Annotated in this window: 29 protein-coding genes; 6 read left to right on the top strand and 23 right to left on the bottom strand. The window is 42.3% G+C overall.

Annotation, left to right across the window (positions count from 1 at the left end):
- The first annotated feature begins 154 nt into the window (after window positions 1-154).
- Window positions 155-1,489 carry a dipeptidase gene (locus tag R8P61_05930; protein ID MDW3646576.1) on the top strand — a complete coding sequence of 445 codons (1,335 nt, stop codon included), beginning with the start codon at window positions 155-157 and terminating at the stop codon, window positions 1,487-1,489.
- Here the strand turns inward: R8P61_05930 and R8P61_05925 are convergent.
- The 11 genes from R8P61_05925 to R8P61_05875 form a co-directional block, all read right to left on the bottom strand.
- Window positions 1,486-1,959, bottom strand: a complete 474-nt coding sequence (locus tag R8P61_05925) for a metallophosphoesterase family protein (protein ID MDW3646575.1) — start codon at window positions 1,957-1,959, stop codon at window positions 1,486-1,488. The genes R8P61_05930 and R8P61_05925 overlap by 4 nt on opposite strands.
- Window positions 1,960-1,995: 36 nt before the next feature.
- Window positions 1,996-2,394 (bottom strand): NUDIX domain-containing protein, encoded by a 399-nt coding sequence (locus R8P61_05920; protein MDW3646574.1) that lies wholly within the window; start codon window positions 2,392-2,394, stop codon window positions 1,996-1,998.
- Between the two features lie 229 nt (window positions 2,395-2,623).
- Window positions 2,624-3,493 (bottom strand): alpha/beta hydrolase, encoded by an 870-nt coding sequence (locus tag R8P61_05915; GenBank protein MDW3646573.1) that lies wholly within the window; start codon window positions 3,491-3,493, stop codon window positions 2,624-2,626.
- Between the two features lie 42 nt (window positions 3,494-3,535).
- A complete protein-coding gene (locus tag R8P61_05910; GenBank protein MDW3646572.1) occupies window positions 3,536-3,787 on the bottom strand; it encodes a hypothetical protein in 252 nt (83 codons plus the stop codon).
- Between the two features lie 231 nt (window positions 3,788-4,018).
- Complete coding sequence (gene rlmF / locus R8P61_05905) at window positions 4,019-4,942, bottom strand: 23S rRNA (adenine(1618)-N(6))-methyltransferase RlmF (GenBank protein ID MDW3646571.1); 924 nt, start codon at window positions 4,940-4,942, stop codon at window positions 4,019-4,021.
- Window positions 4,943-5,066: 124 nt separating this feature from the next.
- A complete protein-coding gene (locus tag R8P61_05900; GenBank protein ID MDW3646570.1) occupies window positions 5,067-5,987 on the bottom strand; it encodes a sugar kinase in 921 nt (306 codons plus the stop codon).
- Entirely contained in the window at window positions 5,984-7,009 is a 1,026-nt protein-coding gene (locus tag R8P61_05895; protein ID MDW3646569.1) for an SPFH domain-containing protein, read from the bottom strand. The genes R8P61_05900 and R8P61_05895 overlap by 4 nt, the downstream gene beginning before the upstream one ends.
- Window positions 7,010-7,099: 90 nt before the next feature.
- Window positions 7,100-7,330 carry a hypothetical protein gene (locus R8P61_05890; GenBank protein ID MDW3646568.1) on the bottom strand — a complete coding sequence of 77 codons (231 nt, stop codon included), beginning with the start codon at window positions 7,328-7,330 and terminating at the stop codon, window positions 7,100-7,102.
- A gap of 4 nt (window positions 7,331-7,334) precedes the next feature.
- Window positions 7,335-8,282, bottom strand: coding sequence for an SMP-30/gluconolactonase/LRE family protein (locus tag R8P61_05885; GenBank protein ID MDW3646567.1), 948 nt, complete (start codon window positions 8,280-8,282; stop codon window positions 7,335-7,337).
- A 16-nt stretch (window positions 8,283-8,298) separates the two neighbouring features.
- On the bottom strand, window positions 8,299-9,090 hold the full coding sequence (locus tag R8P61_05880) for an SGNH/GDSL hydrolase family protein (protein MDW3646566.1): 792 nt from the start codon (window positions 9,088-9,090) through the stop codon (window positions 8,299-8,301).
- 63 nt (window positions 9,091-9,153) lie between these two features.
- Window positions 9,154-9,699: a GNAT family protein gene (locus tag R8P61_05875; GenBank protein MDW3646565.1), complete on the bottom strand. Its 546-nt coding sequence runs from the start codon at window positions 9,697-9,699 to the stop codon at window positions 9,154-9,156.
- Window positions 9,700-9,745: 46 nt separating this feature from the next.
- On the opposite strand from R8P61_05875, the gene R8P61_05870 reads away from it, so the two are divergent.
- Window positions 9,746-9,964: a hypothetical protein gene (locus R8P61_05870; GenBank protein MDW3646564.1), complete on the top strand. Its 219-nt coding sequence runs from the start codon at window positions 9,746-9,748 to the stop codon at window positions 9,962-9,964.
- Here the strand turns inward: R8P61_05870 and R8P61_05865 are convergent, their stop codons facing one another.
- Genes R8P61_05865 through R8P61_05850 form a run of 4 tightly spaced genes read right to left on the bottom strand, consistent with a single transcriptional unit; the run spans window position 9,965 to window position 13,344 of the window.
- Window positions 9,965-10,288 carry a hypothetical protein gene (locus R8P61_05865; GenBank protein ID MDW3646563.1) on the bottom strand — a complete coding sequence of 108 codons (324 nt, stop codon included), beginning with the start codon at window positions 10,286-10,288 and terminating at the stop codon, window positions 9,965-9,967.
- Window positions 10,289-10,293: 5 nt separating this feature from the next.
- Complete coding sequence (locus R8P61_05860; protein MDW3646562.1) at window positions 10,294-11,079, bottom strand: hypothetical protein; 786 nt, start codon at window positions 11,077-11,079, stop codon at window positions 10,294-10,296.
- Window position 11,080: 1 nt separating this feature from the next.
- Entirely contained in the window at window positions 11,081-12,700 is a 1,620-nt protein-coding gene (locus R8P61_05855; GenBank protein ID MDW3646561.1) for a hypothetical protein, read from the bottom strand.
- A 5-nt stretch (window positions 12,701-12,705) separates the two neighbouring features.
- Window positions 12,706-13,344, bottom strand: a complete 639-nt coding sequence (locus tag R8P61_05850; GenBank protein ID MDW3646560.1) for an FkbM family methyltransferase — start codon at window positions 13,342-13,344, stop codon at window positions 12,706-12,708.
- A 165-nt stretch (window positions 13,345-13,509) separates the two neighbouring features.
- Between R8P61_05850 and R8P61_05845 the strand changes: the two genes are divergently transcribed.
- Window positions 13,510-14,421 carry an SPFH domain-containing protein gene (locus R8P61_05845; protein MDW3646559.1) on the top strand — a complete coding sequence of 304 codons (912 nt, stop codon included), beginning with the start codon at window positions 13,510-13,512 and terminating at the stop codon, window positions 14,419-14,421.
- Window positions 14,422-14,565: 144 nt separating this feature from the next.
- Here R8P61_05845 and R8P61_05840 read toward each other — a convergent pair whose 3' ends face one another.
- From R8P61_05840 to R8P61_05825, 4 genes are all read right to left on the bottom strand, one after another.
- Window positions 14,566-14,961, bottom strand: a complete 396-nt coding sequence (locus tag R8P61_05840; GenBank protein ID MDW3646558.1) for a DUF2809 domain-containing protein — start codon at window positions 14,959-14,961, stop codon at window positions 14,566-14,568.
- A 3-nt stretch (window positions 14,962-14,964) separates the two neighbouring features.
- Entirely contained in the window at window positions 14,965-15,408 is a 444-nt protein-coding gene (locus R8P61_05835; GenBank protein MDW3646557.1) for a DUF4174 domain-containing protein, read from the bottom strand.
- Window positions 15,409-15,410: 2 nt separating this feature from the next.
- Entirely contained in the window at window positions 15,411-15,830 is a 420-nt protein-coding gene (locus R8P61_05830; GenBank protein ID MDW3646556.1) for a hypothetical protein, read from the bottom strand.
- 154 nt (window positions 15,831-15,984) lie between these two features.
- Entirely contained in the window at window positions 15,985-16,389 is a 405-nt protein-coding gene (locus tag R8P61_05825) for a helix-turn-helix domain-containing protein (GenBank protein ID MDW3646555.1), read from the bottom strand.
- A 152-nt stretch (window positions 16,390-16,541) separates the two neighbouring features.
- On the opposite strand from R8P61_05825, the gene R8P61_05820 reads away from it, so the two are divergent.
- Window positions 16,542-17,408: a hypothetical protein gene (locus R8P61_05820; GenBank protein MDW3646554.1), complete on the top strand. Its 867-nt coding sequence runs from the start codon at window positions 16,542-16,544 to the stop codon at window positions 17,406-17,408.
- 3 nt (window positions 17,409-17,411) lie between these two features.
- Here R8P61_05820 and R8P61_05815 read toward each other — a convergent pair whose 3' ends face one another.
- Window positions 17,412-18,566, bottom strand: a complete 1,155-nt coding sequence (locus tag R8P61_05815) for an NAD-dependent epimerase/dehydratase family protein (GenBank protein ID MDW3646553.1) — start codon at window positions 18,564-18,566, stop codon at window positions 17,412-17,414.
- Between the two features lie 441 nt (window positions 18,567-19,007).
- Here R8P61_05815 and R8P61_05810 point away from each other — a divergent pair, with 441 nt between their 5' ends.
- Both R8P61_05810 and R8P61_05805 read left to right on the top strand, forming a co-directional pair.
- Window positions 19,008-19,775 (top strand): tryptophan-rich sensory protein, encoded by a 768-nt coding sequence (locus tag R8P61_05810; protein ID MDW3646552.1) that lies wholly within the window; start codon window positions 19,008-19,010, stop codon window positions 19,773-19,775.
- An 18-nt stretch (window positions 19,776-19,793) separates the two neighbouring features.
- Complete coding sequence (locus R8P61_05805) at window positions 19,794-20,468, top strand: hypothetical protein (GenBank protein ID MDW3646551.1); 675 nt, start codon at window positions 19,794-19,796, stop codon at window positions 20,466-20,468.
- Here R8P61_05805 and R8P61_05800 read toward each other — a convergent pair.
- The 3 genes from R8P61_05800 to R8P61_05790 form a co-directional block, all read right to left on the bottom strand.
- Window positions 20,465-21,454, bottom strand: a complete 990-nt coding sequence (locus R8P61_05800; GenBank protein ID MDW3646550.1) for a BtrH N-terminal domain-containing protein — start codon at window positions 21,452-21,454, stop codon at window positions 20,465-20,467. The genes R8P61_05805 and R8P61_05800 overlap by 4 nt on opposite strands.
- Entirely contained in the window at window positions 21,451-22,608 is a 1,158-nt protein-coding gene (locus tag R8P61_05795) for a serine hydrolase domain-containing protein (GenBank protein MDW3646549.1), read from the bottom strand. Before R8P61_05795 ends, R8P61_05800 begins: the two co-directional genes overlap by 4 nt.
- 822 nt (window positions 22,609-23,430) lie before the next feature.
- Entirely contained in the window at window positions 23,431-24,885 is a 1,455-nt protein-coding gene (locus R8P61_05790) for an alpha/beta hydrolase (protein MDW3646548.1), read from the bottom strand.
- Between the last annotated feature and the right edge of the window lie 34 nt (window positions 24,886-24,919).

Genomic DNA, 24,919 nt, shown 5'->3' with positions numbered 1-24,919 from the left:
TTAAGAAGGACAGATTAAATTCAGGATAGTTGATGGGTAAAGAAAATAAATCAGAAAGGAATTGCCGCCTAAATCGATCATATTGCAGATATGGATCGGAATTGCAGCCTGATTTTACTTACTTGGGTTTCTACACGCAAAATTTCGATCTATTATGAAACGCTTACTATTTACTTACTTTTTACTATCCTCTCTCTTTCTTTTTCTGGCTTCCTGCGGGGGAGGCGTAAAGGAGCAAGCGATCAATGTCGCGGATATGTCTGAAGAGGAATTGGTCGCATATGCACAGGGAGTTCACGAAAGAGTGATCACACTGGATACGCATGATGATATCAATGTTTCCAATTTTACCGAAGAAAAGAATTATACCCAGGACCTCAGCACACAGATAACCCTTCCAAAAATGGAAGAAGGGGGGCTGGATGTAGCCTGGTTTATTGTTTATACCGGACAGGGAGAGTTGGACGAAGAAGGATACGCAGCAGCCTACAAAAATGCCATGGATAAATTTACCTCCATCCATTGGTTGGCTGAAAAAATGGCTCCAGACAGAATAGAATTGGCTTATAATTCGGAGGATGTGAGGAGAATCAGCAAAGCTGGAAAAAAGGTTGCCATGATCGGCATTGAAAATGGATATCCCATTGGAACAGATATCTCAAATGTGAAGAAGTTTTACGATCTCGGTGCACGATACATGTCTCTTTCTCACAATGGACATAGTCAATTGTGCGATTCCAATACAGGAGAAGCCGATAGTGTTTGGTTACATAATGGAGTTAGTGAATTGGGGAAGGAAGTCATCAAGGAGATGAACAGATATGGGATGATGATAGACGTTTCTCATCCTTCTAAAAAGTCCATGATAGACATGATCGAACTGTCAAAAGCACCTATCATTGCTTCTCATAGTTCGGCAAGGGCACTTTGCAACCATAGTCGAAACCTGGATGATGAGCAATTGGAGCTACTGAAGCAAAATGGTGGAGTAGTTCAAACCGTTGCCTTCAGCAGCTACCTCAATACTGATAAACACAATGCTTTCAATGAAAAGCGCAATGAATTGTATAAAGAGATTGCAGAGGAGCAAGGATTTGAGATGGTAGAAAGAAGCGAGATCAGAAAGATGAATGCGGAGGAAAGAAGCAAATACTTTGAGATGTATATGAAAATCCGCGAGCTTGCCAAGCCTCGCATGGATGAAGTAAAAGCCAAAGCCGACCCGGTAGATGTCAAGGATTTTGTGGATCATATTGATTATCTGGTCAAGAAAATGGGCTTGGCCCATGTAGGCATCAGTTCGGATTTTGACGGGGGCGGTGGAATAGACGGATGGAGTGATGCCAGCGAGACCTTTAATGTTACCCTGGAACTGGTAAGGCGAGGATATTCAGAAGAAGAAATTTCCCAATTATGGAGTGGAAATCTATTGCGGGTGCTAGATGAGTGCCAGAAGATTGCGAAAGAAATTCAGTCGGAGCAAGCCTAAGAAGGAATTTGAATTAATTCGAATCTTTCACTTTCCAACACTTCTCCATCCCAATATAATTTAGCGCAGGTAATGGGCAGTTTGAAACGCCTTTTGCCTGCGCTTCCGGGATTTATATAGAGGACATCTTCCTTGATAAATTCTTTGGGTTTGTGTGAATGACCAGAGATAACGACTTGAAAACCGGCAGCTTTGGGATCGAGGTCTAAATCATTGAGGTCATGGATCACGTAACAGAAAAGGCCTTCGTATTCGACCACTTCGGTCTCCGGATATTCTTGACACCAATCGGCTTTATCGATATTTCCACGGATACTGTATACCGGTGCTATTTTAGCCAATTCCTCCAGGATTTCAGCTTTCCCAATATCACCTGCATGAATAATTATATCACTGCCTTTCAGGGCCTCTACTGCTTCGGGTCTCAGCAAGCCATGTGTATCTGAAATTAGTCCAATGGTTTTTCTCACCGCTTCAGTCTTTTGCGGGAGCAAGATAGGAAAAGCTTAACACCTATTTCTCAAAAATCTTATGGCTCCCTGAAACAAAGGATGCCAATCTCCTGTCAAAGGAGCCCCGATATCCTGCCAGAAAAATTCAAAGACATGTCCTCCTCCATCTTCACAATAGTGTTCCCAACTCTCGGGAATTTCCCGTTCATAATCCATCAGGTAAAAGCCCCAGATTTGTTCTTCAAAATCAGCCTCCCAAACTCCCAGGAAGGTTTTTGCTTCGGCCTTGATGCCAGATTCCTCCCACAATTCGCGTTCGCAGGCCCTGGGAAGGTTTTCCCAGGCCTCAATGCTTCCCTTGACCAATTGAATACCAGCCCGCGGATGCCGGAAAGCAAGAATTTGCGTGTATTTCCCTTTATGCCGGAGCAGGACCGGGCAGGCTTTATTCATGCCTTATCAGATTTACGTTAATCTGCACCAAAATACCCTATTTCGCAATAATGTTGAAAAAATGCAAATAATTATACTTCAATCCATTTCTTACAAAAGTTCCATTAAATCTTTCCCATAAAGAGACTACTGGGTGCTCCAAAAAATATAATATTCTATCCCAGTTTGTACTATAATGGGCGAAAAATGATAAATAAGCAGAAAGGAAAACAGACCATGGGTTCGCATCTTAGCCGGCACTAAGATTTTGAAGGATATGTCTCCATACCTTAGGATCTTCATCCAGAAAATGCCCTTTCCCTTCCTGAAAAAAAGTTTGAGCATTGGGGATTTTTTGGGCCAGGTCTATTGCTGATGAAATGGGAGAAAGGGTATCCGCAGTTCCGTGCCAAATAAAAGTAGGCACTTTGATCTCCTGAAGTTCAAAATCCCAGGGGCTGGCAAGGAGTTTCAACTCAATAGGAACTTCCTTTACCCCCTGCTTAAAGGCTTCTTTCATCTGCAAAAGCATCGCATCTAATACTTCTGTCTTTTGCATTACTTCCTGATCTGAGGGGCATAGATGAGATATACCTAGCCTGGAGGATTTTTTATAGGACTCCGGTTTATGGTCTATCAGGGATTTTTGTTGTTGATAGATGAAGCGGATGAGGAAAGGGAATGTTCGAGCCAAACGAAATGCCACTCTATTAGGTCTGCACATTTCTTTAGGGGCTTTGCCTCTTTTAAACTGCCCTATACTTGCGACCAAACCCACTTTTTGAAGGCCGATATGCCCCTGAGCTGCGAAAGCCGCTGCATAAGCTCCTCCTCCTGAAATTCCGAATAGAGAAAATCCAGACAGATCAAGTTGATCTATCAATTCCTTTACATCTGTATTGAATTCAGAAATGGATCTATTGGGAAGTGAATCAGAATCTCCAAAACCCGGACGATCTATGGTAATGAGTTTTATATTGAGCTCAAAAAGAAGGGGATCATCTTCGACAAACCAAAGTCGGGAACCGGGGGTCCCATGAAATCCCAGAATGGGAAATCCATCCGTGGGGCCGTAGATTTCATAGGCTAAATTTCGACCGTCAGAAAGAGTTATATCCATGCGGCTTTAGGCTCATTTTCCTAGCAACAATTTCCTTTTTATTCACCTAATCAGCAAGAAAGGCTGGCCCTTTTCATCGGGATTTTCCAGACGTATGGCGTTTTGCCCCAACTTAAAAGCAAAATCCAGTTCCCTCCCGGAGGCAATAGCTTTATAAAAACCGATTGAAAAAGCCTGTGAACTCTTTGCTGCCAATTCATCTTCGTGTCCGACAACACAGGGAATAAAGCGACCTATCAGCTTATAATCCTTCTCAATTCTTTCTCCAAATTTTTCAGCATTCCCATTGGTCACCTTATGTCTGTAGATGCATTGGAAGATATCACCAGCTTCTACTCCTTGTGCCCTACTATGATCCAGGTTGACATGGGTATATCCATATGCCTCTGTGATCCAGTTGAAATAGACCTGCTCATTGTCATAATAGGGAGGCTCAACTTAGGGATGAACGTCTATTTTGAGTATCCACATTGTATGTATTTTTTAATACATCAGAAGAAAAGGCTTTTATCATCAAAATCTTTTCTACCATTTTGCTTTTGCCCATTTAGTCTGCTGATCCTTACTCAAAAAAGACCAACAAATAAGTCGGCTTATTTTATTGCCCTGCCCCATCGGAATGATCTTCACTTGAAGAGCTTCCTCTTTTTTTAGGATTTTTTGAAGTGGGGGAATATGTTTTTCACGGGCAAGCAGGCTAGTAAACCAAAAACAGGAAGTTCCTCTGCTCTTACTTTCCTTAATCATACGGCTTATGAAGCCTATTTCTCCCCCTTCACACCATAGTTCCTCTGCATTTCCTCCGAAATTCAATTTGAATTTCGGCTGCTTATTGTGCTTCAGATTCTTAAGCTTTCTCAATTGCGCTTTTCGGGCCTCTTTTTCTGATGCGTGAAAGGGAGGGTTAGTTATCACCAGATCGATAAATTCTCCTTCTTCCCAGATTCCAGAGAATATCTTCTCTTTGTTTTTCTGCCGCCTCAGCTCTATGTACTCAATCAATTGTGGATTTGAATTCAGGTTTTTCTGAGCAATAGTAAGCGAACTTTCTTGTGAGTCTGTTCCTATAAATTTCCAATTATAAATACTACTTCCCAGCAAAGGATAAATACAGTTAGCTCCGGTCCCAATATCCAGGCATGTTATTTTATGGCCCTGGGGAAGCTTTCCTTTGTTTCCTTCTGCCAAAAGGTCTGCCGCATAATGCAAGTAATCGGCTCTACCTGGAATAGGGGGACAAAGCTGGCCATCAGGTATATCCCAATCCTTGAGTCCATATTGGTGGATGAGTATGGCTTTATTCAGGGCTTTTACCGCTTTTGGATTAAAGAAGTCAATGCTTTGCTTGCCGTATTTATTGGGTTTCACATATTCCTTTAGTTCAGGCAAAGCTCCTATCAATGCTGGGAGATCATACGTAGTCTGATGCTTATTTCGAGGATGGGGCATTGATTTTGAAGATTTGTGCTAAATAAGGAAAAATTTGGGAACCCAGGGCGGATTCAATATCGAAATAAAGAATACCAAATGTGGGCGTTTCCTTTTTAAGGGAAACGGAACTAAGGCGAAAGAGTCAAGCCTGCACCAAACGTGCTTTTTCTTTTGCTAGTCCTATACTCGCAATGGAACCACTATTGAAATGCAGGAAATCTTCTTCTATACCATCACTAAAAATAAGCCCACCGGAAGGCATATGTGATTCTAATTGAAGGGATTTTTGAGCATTTATGAATCCCATGCAAATATCCGTTTGAGATCGTAGGCTTTTGAATGGCTCCCGCACAGCAAACAATAATTCGTTTTCCGCCATTTGGGGTTGTGATTGGGAAATTTCCTGGTCAAACGTCTTTACAATTCCGTATGCCATATTGAAGATAGAACTCAACCAGCCAGTAGAGCCTGTGCGTGTGGAAACAATCAATCCTGAGGAGGAATGATTTTCACTCCTTTCTTCAAAATTGATTCGATATCTAGCCGAAACATGAGAGGCTGCCCCAATAAAGAGATCATTGAATGCCAAAAGTCTTTGGCCGTCGTTTAGCTTTGCCTCTGCAAAGCTTCTATTTTCTATACGTGCTTGCCCCTTGATTGTCTTTACAACTGCTTCTCCAAAGTTATCGGCTTGAAAAGGAAGTAATACTCCATCATTGCGTTCAGGGTCCGGATTGATGCCAATGATCGGTACTCCCTGGGCATACTTGGCTGTATTGGCAAGTAAACCATCTGGCCCCAACACAAGAATGAGATTCTTCTTTGTGAAAATGTAAGAAGGAAGAAAAGCTCGTTCTATGATTTTGTTTTTGAGGATACGAGAAAAGATTCGCTGGACTTTAAGGAGAGATTCTTTATAGATCGCATCTTCTTCTTCATAGGCCTCAAAATCTCCCCCCATTCTTTCCAGGTAAAATTTTGCCTGAGCAGCCGTATTGAATCTTTCGATCAAAGATTCAAGCCGCGTTTTGGTCTTGACGAGGATTCCATATTCTATGCTCATTTCCGCCCTCCTCTCCCACCGGATTGCAATATACTTTCCAGCAATTCAGGACTAATATTGAGATTGCCAATTTTGTCTGCATTCTCAGCCAGTTCACGGAAAGCCAATGCTATATTTAGCTTGGGATCTGCATTATTCCCCAAAGCCATCAAGGTTTTCCAATCCAGATCTTTATAGGGTTTGAGTGTTGCTTCCAGCACAAAACCCTTGGTCTCTGCTTGTTTTTTCTCATTGGCGGTACGAAGTTGAATCAGGGATTTTCGCTGATTTTCTACTGAAATATCTGCATCGACTCGCATTTCTCTCAACTTCCGGTCATTTTCTGCTTGCTGGACCGATGCCTCCATTTTTTTCTCAGAAATCTGCTTGCGCTTTTCTTCGACTGCAATCTCCGTATTCAATTCTGATTCTTTGATTTTTCGCTCCTGTTCTACGGCAAAATTTCGTCGCTCATAAATGGCTTCATCCGCTTCCTGTTGAAGCTTTTCTCGTGTCTCTGTTTCCAGGGCCCTTGCCATTTCAGGACTGGCCTTTACTGCCAGAATATTGGCCCCTAATATTTCTATTCCCAGCATATTTATCACAGCAGATTCCTGTAAGCCTTGAAGGATACGGCTTTCAATGTCCTGAGCCGAACGAATAGCATCCTTTAGGCTTATCCCGTGTATAAAAGCGGAAGTCGAAGTCTGGGCCTCATTGATGATGCGCTGATTGAGCTTTTCGACATCATTCTTCTTATACTTTCCATCCTCATTGACCGTAAAGTCCAAAACGTCAGCGAGGATCCGAGGACTGTTAATCTTATAGCTGATTTGGCCCTGAATACTCACTTGCTGATAATCACGGGTGGATTCCTGAAAAAAGAAGGGAAGATCATTGCTGCCCATAGGGATAGCAACTATTGAGCTACTGGGAGCAAAATAAAAGAAGGAAAGCCCTCTCCCTTCTCTTTTTATTTCTCCATTTTTGAAATGGAGAACATAGGTCATGGAATCAAATTTTATGTGTTTAAATCCTAGCATGGTATTTATGTGTATTTTTTACGCAAATATACTATAGATACGGCTATCGGTCTCGAAGGTTGGGCTATTGAGAAGTTTTTTGCGTAAAAATCACATAAATAAATCAAGAAGAGATTGAAGGATCTTCTTTTGGGATTGTTGAACTTCCTCATGCATCACTAATCCCATCATTTCATCTCTTTTCAGCATATTGAATTGAGACGATATTAGGATAAAGTCTTTTTTTCGAGGATCTTCTTTCTCGATATGCTTGTCAATGGCATCCAGGGCTTTCTGAATCCTGCCTTGAGATATGAGCTTTTGAATTTCTTGTATATCCATTATCCTAATTGGTATCAAGCTTTAGTCTAATAATAAATGTAGGACTTAATTGCTCATAAGACAAAATCTGGTTCTTCTCCTGATCCAGATTATCCAATTGACTGTTCGCCAGGATATAGGCAGTTCCCTCCAGAATACTCAGCGTAGTTGGGACATTCATTTTAGGATGTCCAATAAGCACAGCTTCTGGATCTCCCAGCACTTTTTCATTCTCCAATAGCGGAATTCTGTAGAGACCATATTTGCTATGATCCTCACCTGAATTATGAATGGCGTACAAAGATCCGGCATGATAGGACAAACCATCAATTCCAAACTCGGAAGTTGGTGTATGTTGGTCATTAAGTATCTCTTTGCTTTCCAGATCCAGAATCCGAATCCCATCAGACCAGGAATCAATGAATAGCTTTGATGCATCTTCAGAAAGAGCAATTCCGTTTGGATAGCGAATGCTTTCATCCTGAAAAAACAGTTCTATCTCCCCCTCTGGATAGTTCAATGCATAAATCCCATGCCCCTCTGTGTCAGTCAGATAAATCTTGCCTTGCCCATCAATTACAAGGTCATTTAAAAAGTGAGAAGTTGAATCTTCCAGGCTAAAGGAATCTATCAGATTTCCACTTTCGAGCTCCAACACCAATAAGATAGAAGCTCCTTTTCCACTTTCCTCATCACTTCCCAGGGCGAAAAGCATTTGATCAAATACTTTCATCCCCACTCCTCTTTTGAATCCGTATTGACCTGAGGTAATAAAATCTTTGAATGAGCTTGTTTCGGGATCAAAGACCCCTATTTTCTTTTTATGAACGCTACTCAGATAGATTTTCCCACTTTTAGGATCAATGGCAATCCCTTCTGGGATCATGTCTTTCTCCTCGGCAATCTCATAGATTTGAGGCTTGGGGGAACAGGAAAAAAGGGATACTAAAATGAATAAATATAAGAAACGCATAATCAGGAATTAGCCATCAAGCTATCACTCTGATCCTGCTTTCGAAGTCTGTTTCTTCTACCAAATACCTGAGCATATCTTGCGCCCAGAGTTGATAGGTGATCTTTGCGGGGTGCACGCCATCGCTAAACAAATCCTCTGCACTCGCCTCTACTCCTAATCTTTCACTCCAGTCTTCTGCACTCACCCGCTTTGCATAATAATACACATTTTCGCGCTTAGCTACATAAGCTTCCAATTCATCCCCCAGAATTTCTACCAGGTTTCCCAGGACGAACTTGATTTGCGGCGTAAAGGCTGGAAATAATTTGATGGGAGGCATATTGAGGAAAGCAATAGCTGTATCGGGATATTTTTTCTGTAGGTGATTGATGATCTTTTCGATATTCTTGATCCAGTTTCCCGGAGAATTTAGGGTAAAGGCATCATTTCCTCCTAAACCAATGACAAAAAGGTCAACCTTCGATTCTTCTATATTCGGAAGGATCTGATTATAGACCTCTTCAGCCGTATACCCACTTTTTGCATACACCCTCCAGGATACATTTTCTCCCGTATAATCAGAATATTCTCGGGCAAAGGTCCCTGCGATCCCGTCTTCATGTTTTTTTATTCCTATACCAGCAACTGTACTTTCCCCTAAAAATAGAATACGTTGCCCTGAGCCTGATTTTTTGATCTGCATGCCTCGGCTCTCTTCTGCTTCTGGTAATTGAGGCACCTTTGCGCGGATTCTGAGAGACTGAATATAAATTAGCGGAAGAAGTGGGAGGGAAATGAGTGATCCCAACAGGTATCTAAGGTTCATCGATGGTGTTTTGCTCATGGAACCGCAGAGATTAGTTTTTTGTTTTCGTATAGCAGAAATACATTATGTGCTAGCTGAACCAAGATAGCGATACAGATAGCTGTCCCGCATAATTCCTTTTTGGAGATAGTGTTTCTCAAGCAAACGATCCAGCTCAAATCCGGATTTTTCCAGGACACGCTTTGAAGCAATATTTCTCACATCACAGGTTGCTTCAACAAGCCCAATCTTCAGCTCTTCGCTGGCATAACGAGCAAGTTCTTGAGTAGCTTCTGTTGTATAGCCCTGCTTCCAGAATTTTGGATTCAAGATATAGCCGATCTTGGCTTTATCCAGGCCCTCTTTATTCAAATAAATCCCACATCCCCCCATACAATGATTGTCTGGTTTCGAAGCAATACAAAAACCATAACTCATGCGCGGATTTTGTTTTGGCCAGTTCATGACCTCAGCTAAAAATTGTCGGCTATCTTCCAAACGATTGGGTCCCCAGTTCTGATACTGAACAACTTCAGCTTTGGAGGCGTATTCATGAATAGCGTTGAGATCAGAAAACAAATATTCGCGTATCCGGAGCCTTGAGGTTTCGAAAATGATTTCACCAGCCATAAGTTTGGGATTTATCCCTAATTTTGAACCTAATAAATTAGAACATATGCTTGTCTTAACTGCTTCACCCACATCAACTGCTTATCAAAGCATTGTTGAGAAACTGGAAGAATTATCTTTGGCGAAAAAGTTGCTTCCTTCTGAGCAGGAAGAGGAGATTTCGCTTAAAGATGGAGAAGAGGTTTATGTAGGGGAAGAGGCAATTCTTTCACATTTAGATGAGCTTGCCCGCATCGTGCATCAATGGTATGATTGCCACTGCTAATTACTCACATATTTCCCCTATCCATTTATCGTCCACTTTTCCTTCACTATCCAGGTGAAATACTGCACCTACCACACAACCTTCCGGTCCTGTAGAATCCAATAGGTATCGATAATCAAAACCCATATCAATGGGTTCTCCCAATAATTCTTGCAAACGGCTCTTATCTACTCCAGTTTCAAGTCCTTCCATAACTGTTTTCAAGGAAATATAATCCTGCTTCATTTGATAGCTTTTTCCTGCAGTTGTTAGGGGATCAGTACTTTTACAGGCGAAAGCAATTCCAAGCATTAATAGAGCAGAATACAATAGATTCGATTTCATATCTCTTAGTCAATGGGGTACATGTCCAGGTTGAGGGAATCAAAATAAGTTAATCGGCTTGGAATATGTTGGGTGATGGCATCCTTCAATTCCTGGGAAATCCTATCTCCTCTATGTCTAAGGGCCAAATGGAGCAAATAACTCTCGGCTATATCTTCTCTTTCGGGATTGTCTCTTGCATAGGTGGAAATGAATGCCGGATCTGCTTCCTGAGCCGCTTTCCATCCAGCTGAGCTCGCATGCTCTGCATCCAGAGAGGTATGACTGGCTTCATGCACCAGGGTTTCTTCCAGGATGCCATCATTGACATACAGATCTGCCTGGCCTACATGAATGAGGAGATTTCTATTTCCTCCTCCAAAGGGATTTACGCCTTTATGAATCCAGGAGGTTTCCACATCCTTTCTCAAGGAAGTGGGAAGGCGGCCGATAACTTCTGCATATTTTTCAGCTTCCACTCTTGCCTGATCCTGTGTACCAAACTCAGGGTTTACCTGCATCTCTATACTCAGGCCATCGTCATAACTTGCATTAAAGAGCCAGGGCTCCAATTGTACCCAATCATTGGCACGGCGGTCGTACATGGTTCTGGCTTCTTTCCCCGCGTCTACCAGGCCTGTAAAAGTCGTAGGATCTGCTGAGGTGATGATATCTCCATCCAGAAAAATGGTTCCGGAAAAAGGAGGGTCCAGTTTTTCTCCTATCTCCGCAATGGGAGGCCCCGGATCTTCACAAGCAGTGCATCCCCAGGAAACCATACTTAATAAAAGGAGAAATTTAAGTACTTTCATTTTAGTCCATATTAACAGTAAAGGGCCAGCCTTTGAATTGCTGAGCATCGGGCTGGGTTACATCCACGCTACGCGGCCAACATTCAAAAGTTACTTCATTTTCAGTTTTATCAAAGCGAATCAGACCATAACCCGCACCACTGGAGTGGCTATCTGGATTTACATAGGCCTGCATGGTGATTTTATTCGCAAAGCCATCCAGGTAGCGTCCGGTCCAGGGCAAAACGTCATTGCCATTTTCTCCGGCTTTTTCATCTTCCGGCCACCACCAGCGACTATAGTAATTGTTCACGATAGCAGGCACAACAAAGGCCCAGGGACCATCTTCCCATTCATCGCTTCCGTGATGGATTATAGTTGCCAGGTGTTGATCTCCTGCTATATGTACGGCATTGGCTTTTTGGATAGCCTTGATCGCTTTATTTCGGCCCGTTTGAGGCCAACCATTTGAATCCATATCTGCATGCAGGCGATTTTCTTTTTTCCCATGCAAGTGAGCGCCTCCACAAAAACCGGTTTGAGAAAGTACTGCCTTCATTACATTATTCTCTTTGTTTTCTCCCCAGCTATCCAGAAAGTCCAATTGTCTTTGTCCCAATAATTCAAGTCCCTCCACATCTACACTTTTAGGATCATAATCCGGATTGCGGATATGATCGGGTCGAGGGCCTTGTTGAGGAATTTTCCCTTCCGGACCTGACTTGAACTTCCGGTCTTCAATGATGGCAAAATCAACTCCTCCTACGATTAGATTGGTGAAGTACACTCCTATTCCCTGTTCAACCGGTTTGGGGTCGAAAGGATCAGGTAAATGAGCTGTTTGGCACCTTTCCACCATCTTCACATACTCATGATGATAAAAATAGCCGCCATCCGGACCTGCAGAAGAGGAGGCTTTCTTGCCATATTCTCCCCAAATATTTCCTTGCCCGATATCATGATCATCCGGAATGGTAATACAGGGCCTTTCTCTAAATAATTCTCTAAACTGCATCCCAAATTTCAGCCAGGCGGCTGTATGCTCTTTATGATCGTAAGATTGATCTCCAGCAAAGAATAGCAGATCAGGGTCATGATGATTTACATTGCGAACATAGTTTGCTCTATCTCCTCTATCCTTATTGCTGTTGCAGGAGAAAGCAGCCAGTACAATCTCGGATTTGTCTTTGGGATCTTTACGAATTAAGCCTTCAAAACTTGCCTCTTTTCCATGCCTCAGTCTATAAGCGATATCTTGAGAAGTATCCCAGTTCTCCACGCGAAACAAAGCTGACCATCCCAGATCATTCACTTTCTGAGTCTGAACTTCTTCCCACTTTTCACCTTGCTTTATTTCCAGTTTGACTTCTCTTGTCTCATCAGGATACAGAGGAAAGAGTTGGGCACTCAATTTTAAGGTTTGATTGGCCACTGTATACATCCCAAATGCAATCACCTCTTTTCTATCGACCTTGAGATCTATGATTTCATTTGGGCCTCGGTTCCACCAATCATTGGTGGCAAGGGTGTCGATATTTTCGAAAGGGGCTTTCAGTGGCGCTTCCATAGGGGAAGTCTTTTTCACTTCAGAACAGGCCCAAAGCAAAAGGATAGTAGGTAGTAGAATAGCAAGTTTCTTCATCAGTTTTAGATCCAGTTGAGTTTTATATTGTCGATGTCTTTTTCTTCGAATAAGGCCTTTATCTTTTCGATTTCCTTGTCCTGGCCGGGTATTTTGCTTTCATGCGTTTCAACCACTGCCAGGTCAAATTTTTCGTATGTACCGGCCTCAACCATTTTGTATAAAATATCCGTTTCGGCCCCCTCAATATCTATTTTAATCAAACTCACTCTTCTATCCAATTTCTCTATGAATTCAATAAGATCTATAGCCTCGACTTCCAGTTTATGCTCCTGGCTCACATTTTTCTTATTTCCATAGACAGAAGAACTTACGGTCAGCTCTGCATGGTCTTCCTCCCGGTCTTCATGTAAATAGAAGCTAAGCCGGGTATTTTCTATCCATACCGCTTTATTGATCAGTTGAATCCCTTTTTTTCCCTTAAATCTTTTTTCCAATAAGGCGAATGCTGTGGGATCCGGTTCGAAGGCAATCACCTCAGCCCCAGTTTGCAAAAATTGCTGGCTGATCTCGCCTATATTCGCTCCACAATCCAGGACGAGAGAATCCTCATTTAAATCAGCTAGCAAGGGTCTCAATTTCCATAGGGAAATATAGTACGCACCCCGGTTAAGAATCTTTCTTTTGAGAAGAGATAAGTTCATGAAAAGCTAGAATTGAGCTCAAAGATAGGAATGAAAATGTTGAGAATGTATAAGTATGTCATTTGCCTGAACAAGCGTGTCATAGTAATCCAGAGAATCTCCCTAATTTTATCCTGCACATACCGATAGACAATTTCCACCTTTACCATTTAAACAATGAATGTAATGCGAAATCTTCTATTGGCGATCTTTATTTTATCCTTATTCAACTCCTGTGTAACCATCAATCAGGGAATGGTTGGAGTCAAACGTGTGCGGGGAGTTATTGATCCTCAGGTCTTATATGAGGGCCGGGTGAATATCAATCCTTTCAATACCACCGTTTTTAGAATCCCTACCCAAATCGTGAATGTGCGGGTTGAACTCCCTTTACCTTCTAAAGAAGGATTGACGATACAATCTGAAATATCTATCCAGTACCATGTTTCTGCAGCATCGGCTGCTTCTTTACTGAAGGAAGTCGGGCTGAATTATCAGGGTCAGTTGATCATGCCGGTTTTCCGATCCACAACTTCAGATGTTTCGGCTCGATTCTTTGCCAAGGATATGCACTCAGGGCAAAGGGCAAATATAGAATCCGAGATAAAAAACCGTATGAATTCAATCCTGGAGAAATACGGGATCATCATTGACAATGTGCTTCTGAAAAGTATCAAACTCCCAGCCGGGCTTACCCGTGCTATTGAAGAAAAGCTGGAAGCTGAACAAGAGGCTCAGCGCATGCAATTTGTAAAGCAGCAACAAACGGCCGATGCTGAGAGAAGAATTATCGAGGCCAAGGGAGAACGGGAAGTAAAAATCCTGGAAGCAGAGGCAGAAAAACAAACCCTGACGCTTAGGGCAGAAGCCCATGCAAATGCGACTCGATTACAGGCAGAAGCAGAAGCCAAAGCCAATCAATTGTTGGGAGCCTCTCTTTCAGAAGAAGTTTTACGCTATCGGGCGATTGAGGCCTTTACGAAGCTTGCCTCTTCTCCTAATACCAAATTGATGATCAATCCGACAGGTATTCCCTTGTGGGGACTTCCTCAGGATTTTATGAATATCAGCCAAACTACGGCTAAGAAGAATCAATAGGCAAACAAGCTATGGCGATTGTTTGATTGCAATTTGAGTGTCCGGATCCTCGCATAGGGATTCGGACCTATTGTTTTAGGTGCATTGAAAACTTTGTCGCCAAAATCGTCATTTTTATAAAGCCTTCTCAGCAAGGGAGCTCTCTTATTTCCTTATGCTTTTTGCCAGAGGACCGTAAGTTTCCAATCCGTATCCCCAAAGCCCACCCATGGTATAGCAGAGCAGATCACTCCAACGAAAACCAAAGCCCAGAATCAAACCTCCCAGTCGGTTAGCACGCAGCTCATTGATCCAGTCGGCCTGGTATAACTGGCTGATTTCGATGAGAAAGCAGAGGCCGATGCTAATCATAGCAACTTTAGCTCGTGGCATCTCAGGAAATAGAAAGCCAAAGATGAAATAAAACATCAGGGTGTATAGAATATCCCCTAAGTATGGTAAGACAGATTGTGGGACAAATGAAGTTCGGGACATAAGGCCTATCCCAATGGTAAAGATGATGAGTGCTAAATAGAGAATTCTATTGCGTTTCAGGTCCATGTGCTAATTTTTATTCTTTTTCTCCCTCATTTCGGCTTGCCTCATGGGCATGCCATCAATGAGTGCATAGAGATACTTTCTGCTTACGAATTCATCTGTTCTGAGTTTGACTCCTCCGTCCAATCCCACGAGGATGAAACTGAATGGGTTTTCTGTAGGTTTGAATTGTCGATAAAGGGAAGGATTTATTTCTCGTTTTTCTCCCGCAGAAAATAATATACGGCTTTGCTTAGGCGTGATTTGAATGATCATGAGTTTCCTTTCAGCTAATCCCTTTTCATCCTCCATCAATTCCATTAGCTCTTTTTTAAATACAGGAAGCTCTTCATCTTCCACAATCAATAATACCATTCGGGATTCCCAGCGGTAATCAGCAAGCCCTTGCGCATGTGAAATCAGAAAAGAGAATAGGAAAAAGAGTAGACTAAAAGATTTAAGTATCAACATGTTTAGAAAATCCTATGGAGGACCGCATACTCCCCTAGCCGACTTTGAAGTTCAACTTCTTCTTCCCCGCAATCGTCCCACTTTCCTTTTCTAAACTCAACTTCCATCCTAAGAGTTTTGATAAATCCACTTTCTTTTTCCCAGGCAGTTCTTAATTCATCCCTGCTCACTCCACTTTCACAAAATTTGATAAAGTAATCCTGGATGGACCTACGTATATAAAATTCCTTTTTATCTGTTACTTTTCCAGCTTTGTTTACAAAGGTCTTTTCTACGATTTCAGCTGAAATGATCACTCGATTATCTCCAGATTTCTGATCGGCTCTTTTTGGTATTTTCCCCATAGTACTTTCGGTAACAACTGTTTTTTTGCAGCTAGCAAAAAGTAAAAGGACAGCTGTAAGATAAATGTAAGTCTTCATGTAGCAGTTTGTATGATAGATCGGGGAAAAAGTAACATGAGATTAAAAATCGATTGTTCATCCTGACCCTTGATCCCGAGCACTTGCAAATACTCAGCATACTGCTCATTGCGAAGAGACCTAAATAATGCCAGCCAGGCTCGGCAACAATAATTTAAACTTTCCCTTTCTCCCTTTTCTTCACAACCTCATCAAAACGATGACGCTGCTTCACAATCTCCGGCATAGCGATATCTATCCATTCTGTGAGATTGAGTAATTGTTCCAGATAGGAATAGCCAAAGTCAGTCAATCGATATTCTACCCGAACCGGAACTTCCGGATAAACTTTGCGTGAAACATAGGCATCTCTTTCCAGTCGCTTCAAGCGTTCCGTTAGGACTTTTGCGGAAATCCCATAAATCAGCCGTTTCAATTCATTGAAGCGCAGTACATCTCTGGCCCCCAGGAAAATTACAATCAGGATACTCCATTTATCAGTAACCGAAGATAAAATATCCCGAATCGGGCAAATCTCTGGCGGATTGTCAGGATCAAGACCTCCAAAAAGTTTTTCCATTCTTTTTTTCGTCTCAAGTAACTGAGAATCAATGTGGGTTTCTTTTGGGTTACTAGCGGTGCTCATCGAAACTTATTGACTATTGGAAGTAAAGGCTTTAGATTTGGTTACTAAAAGTAACTAGATTTATAAAATTAACTAAATAAAATAGAATGAAAAACTCCTGGATAAAAATAATTCTGCTAGGTCTTTTGCTGATTGGGCTGGTGGGCGGATGCAGTTTGTTCTTTGGAACCGCTGATTTGAGGACAGAAAAAGCCAAGTCCGGCCAGGATGCTGAGAAGGCTATTGGTTTGCTCCAGGAAATGGCTATAGCTCATGGAGTAGACAATTGGGATAGTGTCAATGCTTATCAGGTAAATTTCGAGGATGAATTTTTGAGCTTTGTAGGTAAAAGCGGAAGCCCCTTTAAGCAAAAAAAAACCGAAATGATCCTGTCTTATATTCCCGGGAGTTTCGATGGGCAGTTGAAATTTGTTTCTGGAAAAAGAGCAGGCAAAAGCTGGGGAATTCAGTCCTGGCAAACCTATACCTTAGATGAGGCAGGAAAAGCGATTTTCAAAGATGATAAGGACATCAAGTTTTGGATTCCCACCTATCAGTATTTTGTTGAATTTCCCAAAAGGATATTGGAGGCTGATGTTTTTGTTTATGCGGGGGAAAAGGAAATCGAAGGGATTAGCTGCGAAGGAGTTTTGGCCTCCTGGAAAAGTCCCGAGCCACAAAAAGACATTGATCAATACCAGATATGGATAGATAAAGAAAGTAAGCGCATAGTAAAAATGGAGTATACCATCCGGGAACTATATGGCTTCCTTACGGGAGCTGCTCTCTTTAAAGACTACAAAGATTATCAGGGCATTCTTCTCCCTTCACGATTAGCTGTCGAATCTAATCTTCAGAAAGAAGGTTTTATCCATGAGATGAGAATTCTGGATATGAAGACAAATACAATCAATCCCCAGAGCCTGAGACCCAATCAGGAATTAGGCAAGATGGGTACAGCAAAAAGTGAATAGACTTTATCGATTTTTCCAGGCCTTGATGATCTCAGCTTCTCTGACTAAAACAGACTTCGCATTTTCTTCGAATTTTGCCCTACGTTCATCTGTTAAAGCAGCTGAATACCACCACTCATAGGTATCTCTCACCGTTTTTGCCAGAGGAGTGTAGATCAGTCCGTTTTTGACACAATGTTCATTATTGACTCGTGCACTGCCCCAATTTTTCCCTTCCGGCATAATCCAGGGAACGATATAGTGTACGCCCTGTTTTTTCAGGAATTCATAATCATCAATCATCTGCCAGGAAACCGGAGTATTGAAAGCAGCATGAGCTCCATAGACAAAAGCATGCATGCCCATAGGTGAAGCAGGTCCTACTGCATTATAGACTCCGGCAGCTTTTTGCTCTGCCAAACGGATCATCCATTGAGCTACATCTCGTACATCCATGAGTTGTACCGGATCATTTCCATTTCCCGGAACCAAAACTTCTCCTCCTCTGCTCAATCGTACTGGCCAATGTATAAAGCGATCCAATTTGTCTGCGGGCCCAACCATATAAGTAGGTCTTACAATAATAGTTCTCTCTTTCCCAAAGGCCTTTTGGGCTTCCATTTCAGAATTGGCTTTCATCACTCCATACCAGTATTCCATTTTCTCATCTTCATTCTCCAATTCCTCTGGCTCCTTCATCAGCAATTTCGTCCCTTCCTTGATATCATTTCCCAAATAAGGATAGTAAACCCCTGTCGAAGAAGTGTAGAGGTAGATCTCTGCCTGATCCTTGAGCAAATTGGCACTATCAATGGCCCATTGAAGTCGATGTCCGGAATTATCAATTACGACATCCCATTTTTTGCCTTTGAGAGATTCGAGATTATTGGATCTGTCGCCAGTCAGGGATTCGACCTGAGCAAACAATTTTTTATGAACCGTTGGTTCGGTTTTTCCTCGCGTGAAGGTACTGATCTTATGTCCTCGCCCTAATGCATAGGCAATCTGATGAGGCCCCAGAAAGGAGGTTCCCCCCAAGATCAGGATATCGAGACTTTTGTTTGACTCTCTTTGATTCTCTATGGCCCATTCGCTTAGGAGTGGAGCACCTATGGATAATAAGCTTCCTGCCTGTAAACTCTGTTTTAGGAATTTTCTTCTTTGAATGGGATCGATCATGAGTCTTAAGGTTAAATGATTTTTAAAATAGTATTTATTGGGGAGATTAAAGGAATTTGATTCGTTCTTATTTTTCTATCATTATTTAGGTTTCTTTTTCTTTTTCCTTAGATGAAAAAGAAACAAAAAATCAAGCTGCTGCAAACCTGCCGCACATTCCTGCCCCCACGCCCTATGCAGCAGCGAGGCCCCGGCGCGCAAAGGGAAGTGTTGGTGTTGAAGTGGGACCAGGTAATTACAATCGCTAACACACAAATACCCAAACACCTTTCCCTCCCCTTACCCAAGTGCGCTGGCCCTGCAGAGCCCATCGGGAGCCGGGGCGGCATGTGCGGCTGGCTTTGGGCTCTGCGATTTTGGCTCCACCTTTTCTAAAAAGGTGGAAAAACAAGCCCAACAAAATAGCCAGCAAACAGTTTTAACATAACATACAAAACCATTATGCGTCGTAGCTTTTCAGATTGGGGGCTAAATATCATAGCCTTCACCCTCGTCATCCTCATCAACTATCTAGCCACTGCCCTTCCGATTGGGGGCCAAACTACCGGAGAAATTTCCGCTACTTATCCTTCCCTTTTTACGCCAGCTGGATTTACCTTTTCCATTTGGGGCATAATCTATTTAGGCTTGTTAGGCTTTGTAATTTATCAGGCTTTGCCAGCAAAGAGAGAAGATTCAGAAATAGCCGGAATCAGTCGCATTTTTCAAATCTCCTGTGCGTTCAATGCAAGTTGGATTTTTGCCTGGCATTACAATCTTATTTTCCTCTCTCTCTTTTTGATGATCGGCATTTGGGTAAGTCTGATCCTCATTTATAAAAAACTCAATAATGCCCGCAATTCCTTCTCAGCGGCTCCCAGTTTGCTAATGCGTATTCCCTTTAGCATATATACCGGCTGGATTACAGTGGCCTTTATTGCTAATTTAAGCGCGCTTCAAACAGGCAATGGCTGGGACAATCTTTGGTTAGATGCCATTACCTGGACCCAGATCAAATTGGGAATAGCCGGAGCAGCTGCAGCTATCGTAGGACTTAGGAGAAGAGACATTGCCTATCTGGGAGTCATTGCCTGGGCAGCCTTTGGAATATCCGCCAAACAAACAGCCACACCCGAAGTCAGCGGAGCAGCAGGAATGCTATGTATATTTGCAATCATCCTCATCATCTACGAAGTTTATAGAAGAATCCGAAAGGAATCTCTTGTGTAAACTCAAATTGCTATATACATGAACTGCAAACTCCTTCTTTGCTGTGGGTATCTTTTATTATTTTTTCTGGAGTCCAACAGCCTATTCGCCCAAAAATCCTCCAAATTCAAATCAAAGGAGAAAAAAGGTTTTGTGAGGGTTGAAGCCGAACACTTCAACAGCCAAGTCCAAACAGATAAGCGAAGGTGGTATGTGGTAAAGGCGAATTCCTTATCTCTTCCCAAGCCTGATCCTGATGATGCTCATTATTCCACTGCTAGTTCACAGGCTTACCTTGAGATTCTACCTGATACTCGCCGGACGCATGATGATCCTCTGGTGGTAGGTGAAAGCTTTTCCAATGAGGCTGGACAAATGGCTATCCTTAGCTATCGCATTAAGTTTAAAAATCCAGGGAAATATTTTGTTTGGGTAAAAGCTTATTCGACAGGAACGGAAGATAATGGCATTCATGTCGGTTTGGATGGAAATTGGCCAGAAAGCGGTCAACGTATGCAATGGTGTGAAGGCAAGCAAAAATGGACCTGGGAAAGCAAGCAAAGAACTGAAGCCAATCATTGTGGGGAAGCTCAGAAGATTTTCATAGAGGTTGAAACTCCTGGTTGGCATGAAGTAATGTTTTCCATGCGAGAGGACGGTTTTGAATTTGATGCCTTTGTTTTAAGTCAGAAATATGAGCAACCTCTTGATTAGGCGAAAGCCTTCTGGAGCTTTTCCATGGCCAGTCTTTCTTTCTCTGAAAGTTGGACAAGGATTTCTGAAGCCTGATTGATGAATTGTACATCTTCTGTTTCTCCGGCTTTATCAAAACAGTCAATCACTTCTTTCCAGTCAAGGGCAATTTTCCGATAGGCTTCTTCTCCGGCTTTGAGTTCATCCATTTTCAATATGTCATAACTTTCGCCCAGGAAATCCCTATATAAATTCCTAAAAATGGAGCCGCCCGTACCTGCTCTTTCCATAAGCATTGCGGTCGTTTGAAAATCTCTTTGCCGATCTGTACTCCGGCTAAACCATTTTTTGATCTCTTTGCTGGTTTTAAGGATGCCTTTATAGGCAATATTAGTGATGGGAGGATTGAGAAATTCAGAGCTATTGTTCCTGATGGCAGTTTTGATAGCTTTTTCAAGCTCAATTTTCGAAGTTTTATTTCGGATCAGATAACTCAAATTTCTGGATGACATAGGTCCCTTTTCACTTCTGGCCAATGCCAGACTCTCCAGGCTGGTTTTCACATATCGACCTCCCTGTTGCTCCGTATCCACCAAATAAGCTTCCTTTTCATCATAGCCATACATAGCGACATAATGGCCGGCGAAATGATGTTTTACCCCAAAGTATTCTAAATGGTAGCAATCCAGTTTTAATCCCACTGCATTTCCCTTATCAATCTCCTCCTTGACTTGCATCCAGGCTTTTTTCTTTGAAGTCGTTTCTCTCACTTCCAAGTCCAAGCCCAGATTCCTGCACAAATTTTCCGTTAAAGCATCTGGTTTCACCCGACCACCAATAAAGGGATAATCCATGATCTTCATATTCCAGAAAATATAGCTCAGCCCCTCACCTATTCCGAACATCAACGGTTCGGATAGTTCAATACCAATCTGTTTCAGCAGTGTTCCTGTGGCCGTAGTTTCGCAATGCTTGCCCTCGAAGGCTTTTAAGTTTTCCAGGATCATTTAGAGTTTCCTGTTAAAGCGATATCAAGTAAAATTTCCATATAGCTGGTGAGGCCCATTTTTTGACTGGCATAGTCACAATTGATTTGCAAGGCAGCTGCTACTTTCTGTTCAGGTAAGTAAACAAAGAGCGAATTAAAGCCCGGCATAAAACCTGAATGCCCAAAGGCTTCACCCATTTTGCTTTTGTAGATGAAAGAGCCCATGCCATAAGAATCTCCAGCGTCTACTCCTTCACCATCAGGATTTACCGTTGTAATCTTTTTCAGGCTTTCAGGAGAAAAGGCTTTCGCCTCATAATATACTTTGGCCCAACGAGCGAGATCAGGCGTACTGGAAGCCATGCCTCCACCGGTCCATTCTAGTTGAGGATTGAAAACATAGAGGCCGTTTTCTACTACTTTTTCGGGTATGCTAAAGGCTGCAGGAAGCTTAGAATAAGCCATTGCCAAATTGGAAATATCCCGGCGAATTCCGGGATGGGTTTCTTTTAGCCCAAACTCATCCAACAGTTTTGTCCTGACTAGTTCATAATAGGGTTTCCCACTTACTCTTTCTATCAGCATACCAATCAAGATGTAATTGGTATCTGAATAAGCCCAGCCTTTCCCTGCTTCATGTACCGCATCATCATCAAATATGAGAGACAAGCGATCTTCATAACTCCAGACTTTATTGGGATCAGCAGCCAAAGCATCCCAGGCTTCCCTTTTCATCACATAGCGGGGCAAACCACTCCTGTGCTGAAGGAGATATTCGACCGTTATTTCCTCCATATTTGGCAATCGATCCAACCAGTCAATGTCTGGAAAATAAGATTTCCATTTCGCTTGCAAATCTACTTCACCTGCCTCCACCAATTGCATCAGGAGAGCAACCGCATAAGTTTTGCCTATACTGCCGGAAAACAATACATGTTTATCATTGAGCGGGCTTCCTTTTTCCCGATCCTCCAGGCCAGAGCTATAACTATTCATTCTACCATTTGGCTCTATCCAGGCAAAGTTCATCCCTGGGAGGTCATTTTCCTGCAGCAAAAAATCCATTTTATCCTGAACTGCTTTATTGGGGACCTGCTCAACAATGGGCGCATTGCTTTTGCAGGAAAAGAGTAGTAGAAATACTAGCAGCGAGAATCTGTGAAGTAGTGGCATGTGGGTATAATTTCCCCAAATATAGGAGAAAGCTGCTTCCAAGATATACGATTGGACTATTAGGAGATTGGATTTGTCGATTTAAGGATAAATAAAGGGAGAAGCCCTAAACGCGCCTTTCATTGCGAGTCGGAATCTCCGGCCAAGCAATCTCCTTCACCTACATAAATTATCTGATTCAAGGGGATTGCTTCATTTCATTCGCAATGATATTGCCTGTTGGAGAGAAGGCAGCCTGTCATTGCGAGTCGGAATCTCCGGCGAAGCAATCTCCTTCGCCTACATAGATTATTTGATTCAAGGAGATTGCTTCATTTCATTCGCAATGACACTGCCTGTTGGAGAGAAGACAGCCTGTCATTGCGAGACGGAATCTCCGGCGAAGCAATCTCCTTCACCTATAAAGATTATTTGATTCAAGGAGATTGCTTCATTTCATTCGCAATGATATTGCCTGTTGGAGAGAAGACAGCCTGTCATTGCGAGACGGAATCTCCGGCGAAGCAATCTCCTTCACCTATAAAGATTATTTGATTCAAGGAGATTGCTTCATTTCATTCGCAATGACACTGCCTGTTGGAGAGAAGACAGCCTGTCATTGCGAGACGGAATCTCCGGCGAAGCAATCTCCTTCGCCTACATAGATTATCTCATTCAAGGAGATTGCTTCATTTCATTCGCAATGACACTGCCTGTTGGAGAGAAGTCAGCCTGTCATTGCGAGTCGGAATCTCCGGCGAAGCAATCTCCTTCACCTATAAAGATTATTTGATTCAAGGAGATTGCTTCATTATGTTCACAATGAAAAATTGCATGGCTGCCTTACTTAAATCTAATCTTCTCCTCCTTGATCCATTCCAGGCATTGCGGGAGCTGAAGATTTTTTGGATTTTTGAGGAAAGCTCCAGCCAGCTGACGACCGCAATAATTATCCGTTACCCCATGTCCTGTTTTTGGAAATTCGAAATAAGTATGTTGAGGGAAGTATTTTCTAATAGACTCTGAGTAATAAGGAGGAGTAATGGGGTCGTATTCTCCTGCGAGAATTAAGGTGGGGATATTGATTTCTCCCAGTTTAGTTTGTTCCTCATTTGCCTCAAAGCGTACGTCCTCTTCAAAGAATTTCCTATAGCCATCAAATAGATCAAAATCTGCAGCGCTTTCCCATGCATCTGCCCGAATCTGTCGGGACTCCAGCTGCATGGATTTATGGTCATAGAGGTAATTGCATAGGCCTAATCCATTGTAATTATCTTTCAGCAATTCTTCCATACCTCTCAAAAGACGGTTCAGGTAAAGTTTATTCCTATTTGAAAATTTCTTGATAATCTTCGGGACATAGGCATAGTAGTTCTCATCATACAAAAGCTGATGAAGAAGGGCATTCATCTCCTGCCGATTGAGGTACAGGACTTCATCTTTAGGGAGATTCACCTTCAGGGGTTTTTCGTCCAAAGAAGCCAGCATTTGCAGGTATTTTTCTTTCAAGCGAGGATACTTGCTTCTGCATTTATTATCCGATACACAATCCTCCAAAATCAAGTTCAGGCTTCGGGCAAAGTCAGAAGCCATAGCACTATTGATGGGATAATCGAGGGGGCAATTTGAGTCCAGAATGACCGATCGGATATCTTGAGTGCTCTGCCTGAGGTATTGAAGAATGGTCTTGGTACCATAAGAAACCCCAAAGAGATTATAGTTATCATAGCCCAGTTTTTCTGCCAGTAAGATGGCATCTCTTGCCTTTGTATTTGTCCCAAATTGATTAAAATCAATTCCCCTGCTTTCCATTTCATCCAAACATCCATTCAGCAATCCCTTTTGTTTTAGCTCAAAATCCTTATAGCTCATATCTGCGGCAACTGCATCATAGATTTTAGCCGGCATATCCTGGCAGAATTTGGGTTCTGAATAACCGCTGCCCCGATAATCAAAAATGATCAGATCTCCATGATAGGCCAGGAAATGATTTTGATAGAAACCCAGGTTTTTAATTCCTCTTGCTCCCCAACCGCCCATGAAATACAAACTGGCAATATTTTCTGAGATGGTCCTCTTAGCCTTTATCCGAATAAAGGCCATCTTCCAAAGGCGACTTCCTTCTTTTTCATAATCCTCCGGTACATAGAGGTAGCCAAACTTCATATCTTCTCCATAGACTTTATCCTCTTCAGAAAGGAAGGAAGAAGTCCACTCGATATCTCCGGCTTTCTGGGCAAAAAGGGAGGATATGAAGCAAATACTGAGAAGGAGTGAGAAGAAAAATTGAGTTCGCATGATTTTTAGCTAAGTGTGTTCCCATAAGTTGAGG

Source organism: Bacteroidia bacterium (assembly GCA_033391075.1).
In the GTDB taxonomy this organism is placed as follows: domain Bacteria; phylum Bacteroidota; class Bacteroidia; order J057; family J057; genus JAWPMV01.
Note: the sequence above shows the minus strand (reverse complement) of the source record. Positions and strands in the feature narration are given on the sequence as shown.

Coding starts and splice junctions, on each gene's coding strand:
- R8P61_05860 (MDW3646562.1), bottom strand. CDS start 11,079: ATGAAAGTACTTAAATTTCTCCTTTTATTAAGTATGGTTTCCTGGGGA.
- R8P61_05820 (MDW3646554.1), top strand. CDS start 16,542: ATGAAAAACTCCTGGATAAAAATAATTCTGCTAGGTCTTTTGCTGATT.
- R8P61_05920 (MDW3646574.1), bottom strand. CDS start 2,394: ATGAATAAAGCCTGCCCGGTCCTGCTCCGGCATAAAGGGAAATACACG.
- R8P61_05850 (MDW3646560.1), bottom strand. CDS start 13,344: ATGAACTTATCTCTTCTCAAAAGAAAGATTCTTAACCGGGGTGCGTAC.
- R8P61_05795 (MDW3646549.1), bottom strand. CDS start 22,608: ATGCCACTACTTCACAGATTCTCGCTGCTAGTATTTCTACTACTCTTT.
- R8P61_05890 (MDW3646568.1), bottom strand. CDS start 7,330: ATGGATATACAAGAAATTCAAAAGCTCATATCTCAAGGCAGGATTCAG.
- R8P61_05825 (MDW3646555.1), bottom strand. CDS start 16,389: ATGGAAAAACTTTTTGGAGGTCTTGATCCTGACAATCCGCCAGAGATT.
- R8P61_05880 (MDW3646566.1), bottom strand. CDS start 9,090: ATGAACCTTAGATACCTGTTGGGATCACTCATTTCCCTCCCACTTCTT.
- R8P61_05870 (MDW3646564.1), top strand. CDS start 9,746: ATGCTTGTCTTAACTGCTTCACCCACATCAACTGCTTATCAAAGCATT.
- R8P61_05900 (MDW3646570.1), bottom strand. CDS start 5,987: ATGAGCATAGAATATGGAATCCTCGTCAAGACCAAAACGCGGCTTGAA.
- R8P61_05835 (MDW3646557.1), bottom strand. CDS start 15,408: ATGTTGATACTTAAATCTTTTAGTCTACTCTTTTTCCTATTCTCTTTT.
- R8P61_05830 (MDW3646556.1), bottom strand. CDS start 15,830: ATGAAGACTTACATTTATCTTACAGCTGTCCTTTTACTTTTTGCTAGC.
- R8P61_05930 (MDW3646576.1), top strand. CDS start 155: ATGAAACGCTTACTATTTACTTACTTTTTACTATCCTCTCTCTTTCTT.
- R8P61_05895 (MDW3646569.1), bottom strand. CDS start 7,009: ATGCTAGGATTTAAACACATAAAATTTGATTCCATGACCTATGTTCTC.
- R8P61_05875 (MDW3646565.1), bottom strand. CDS start 9,699: ATGGCTGGTGAAATCATTTTCGAAACCTCAAGGCTCCGGATACGCGAA.
- R8P61_05855 (MDW3646561.1), bottom strand. CDS start 12,700: ATGAAGAAACTTGCTATTCTACTACCTACTATCCTTTTGCTTTGGGCC.
- R8P61_05865 (MDW3646563.1), bottom strand. CDS start 10,288: ATGAAATCGAATCTATTGTATTCTGCTCTATTAATGCTTGGAATTGCT.
- R8P61_05845 (MDW3646559.1), top strand. CDS start 13,510: ATGCGAAATCTTCTATTGGCGATCTTTATTTTATCCTTATTCAACTCC.
- R8P61_05885 (MDW3646567.1), bottom strand. CDS start 8,282: ATGCGTTTCTTATATTTATTCATTTTAGTATCCCTTTTTTCCTGTTCC.
- R8P61_05805 (MDW3646551.1), top strand. CDS start 19,794: ATGAACTGCAAACTCCTTCTTTGCTGTGGGTATCTTTTATTATTTTTT.
- R8P61_05810 (MDW3646552.1), top strand. CDS start 19,008: ATGCGTCGTAGCTTTTCAGATTGGGGGCTAAATATCATAGCCTTCACC.
- R8P61_05915 (MDW3646573.1), bottom strand. CDS start 3,493: ATGGATATAACTCTTTCTGACGGTCGAAATTTAGCCTATGAAATCTAC.
- R8P61_05800 (MDW3646550.1), bottom strand. CDS start 21,454: ATGATCCTGGAAAACTTAAAAGCCTTCGAGGGCAAGCATTGCGAAACT.
- R8P61_05815 (MDW3646553.1), bottom strand. CDS start 18,566: ATGATCGATCCCATTCAAAGAAGAAAATTCCTAAAACAGAGTTTACAG.
- R8P61_05840 (MDW3646558.1), bottom strand. CDS start 14,961: ATGGACCTGAAACGCAATAGAATTCTCTATTTAGCACTCATCATCTTT.
- rlmF (MDW3646571.1), bottom strand. CDS start 4,942: ATGCCCCATCCTCGAAATAAGCATCAGACTACGTATGATCTCCCAGCA.
- R8P61_05790 (MDW3646548.1), bottom strand. CDS start 24,885: ATGCGAACTCAATTTTTCTTCTCACTCCTTCTCAGTATTTGCTTCATA.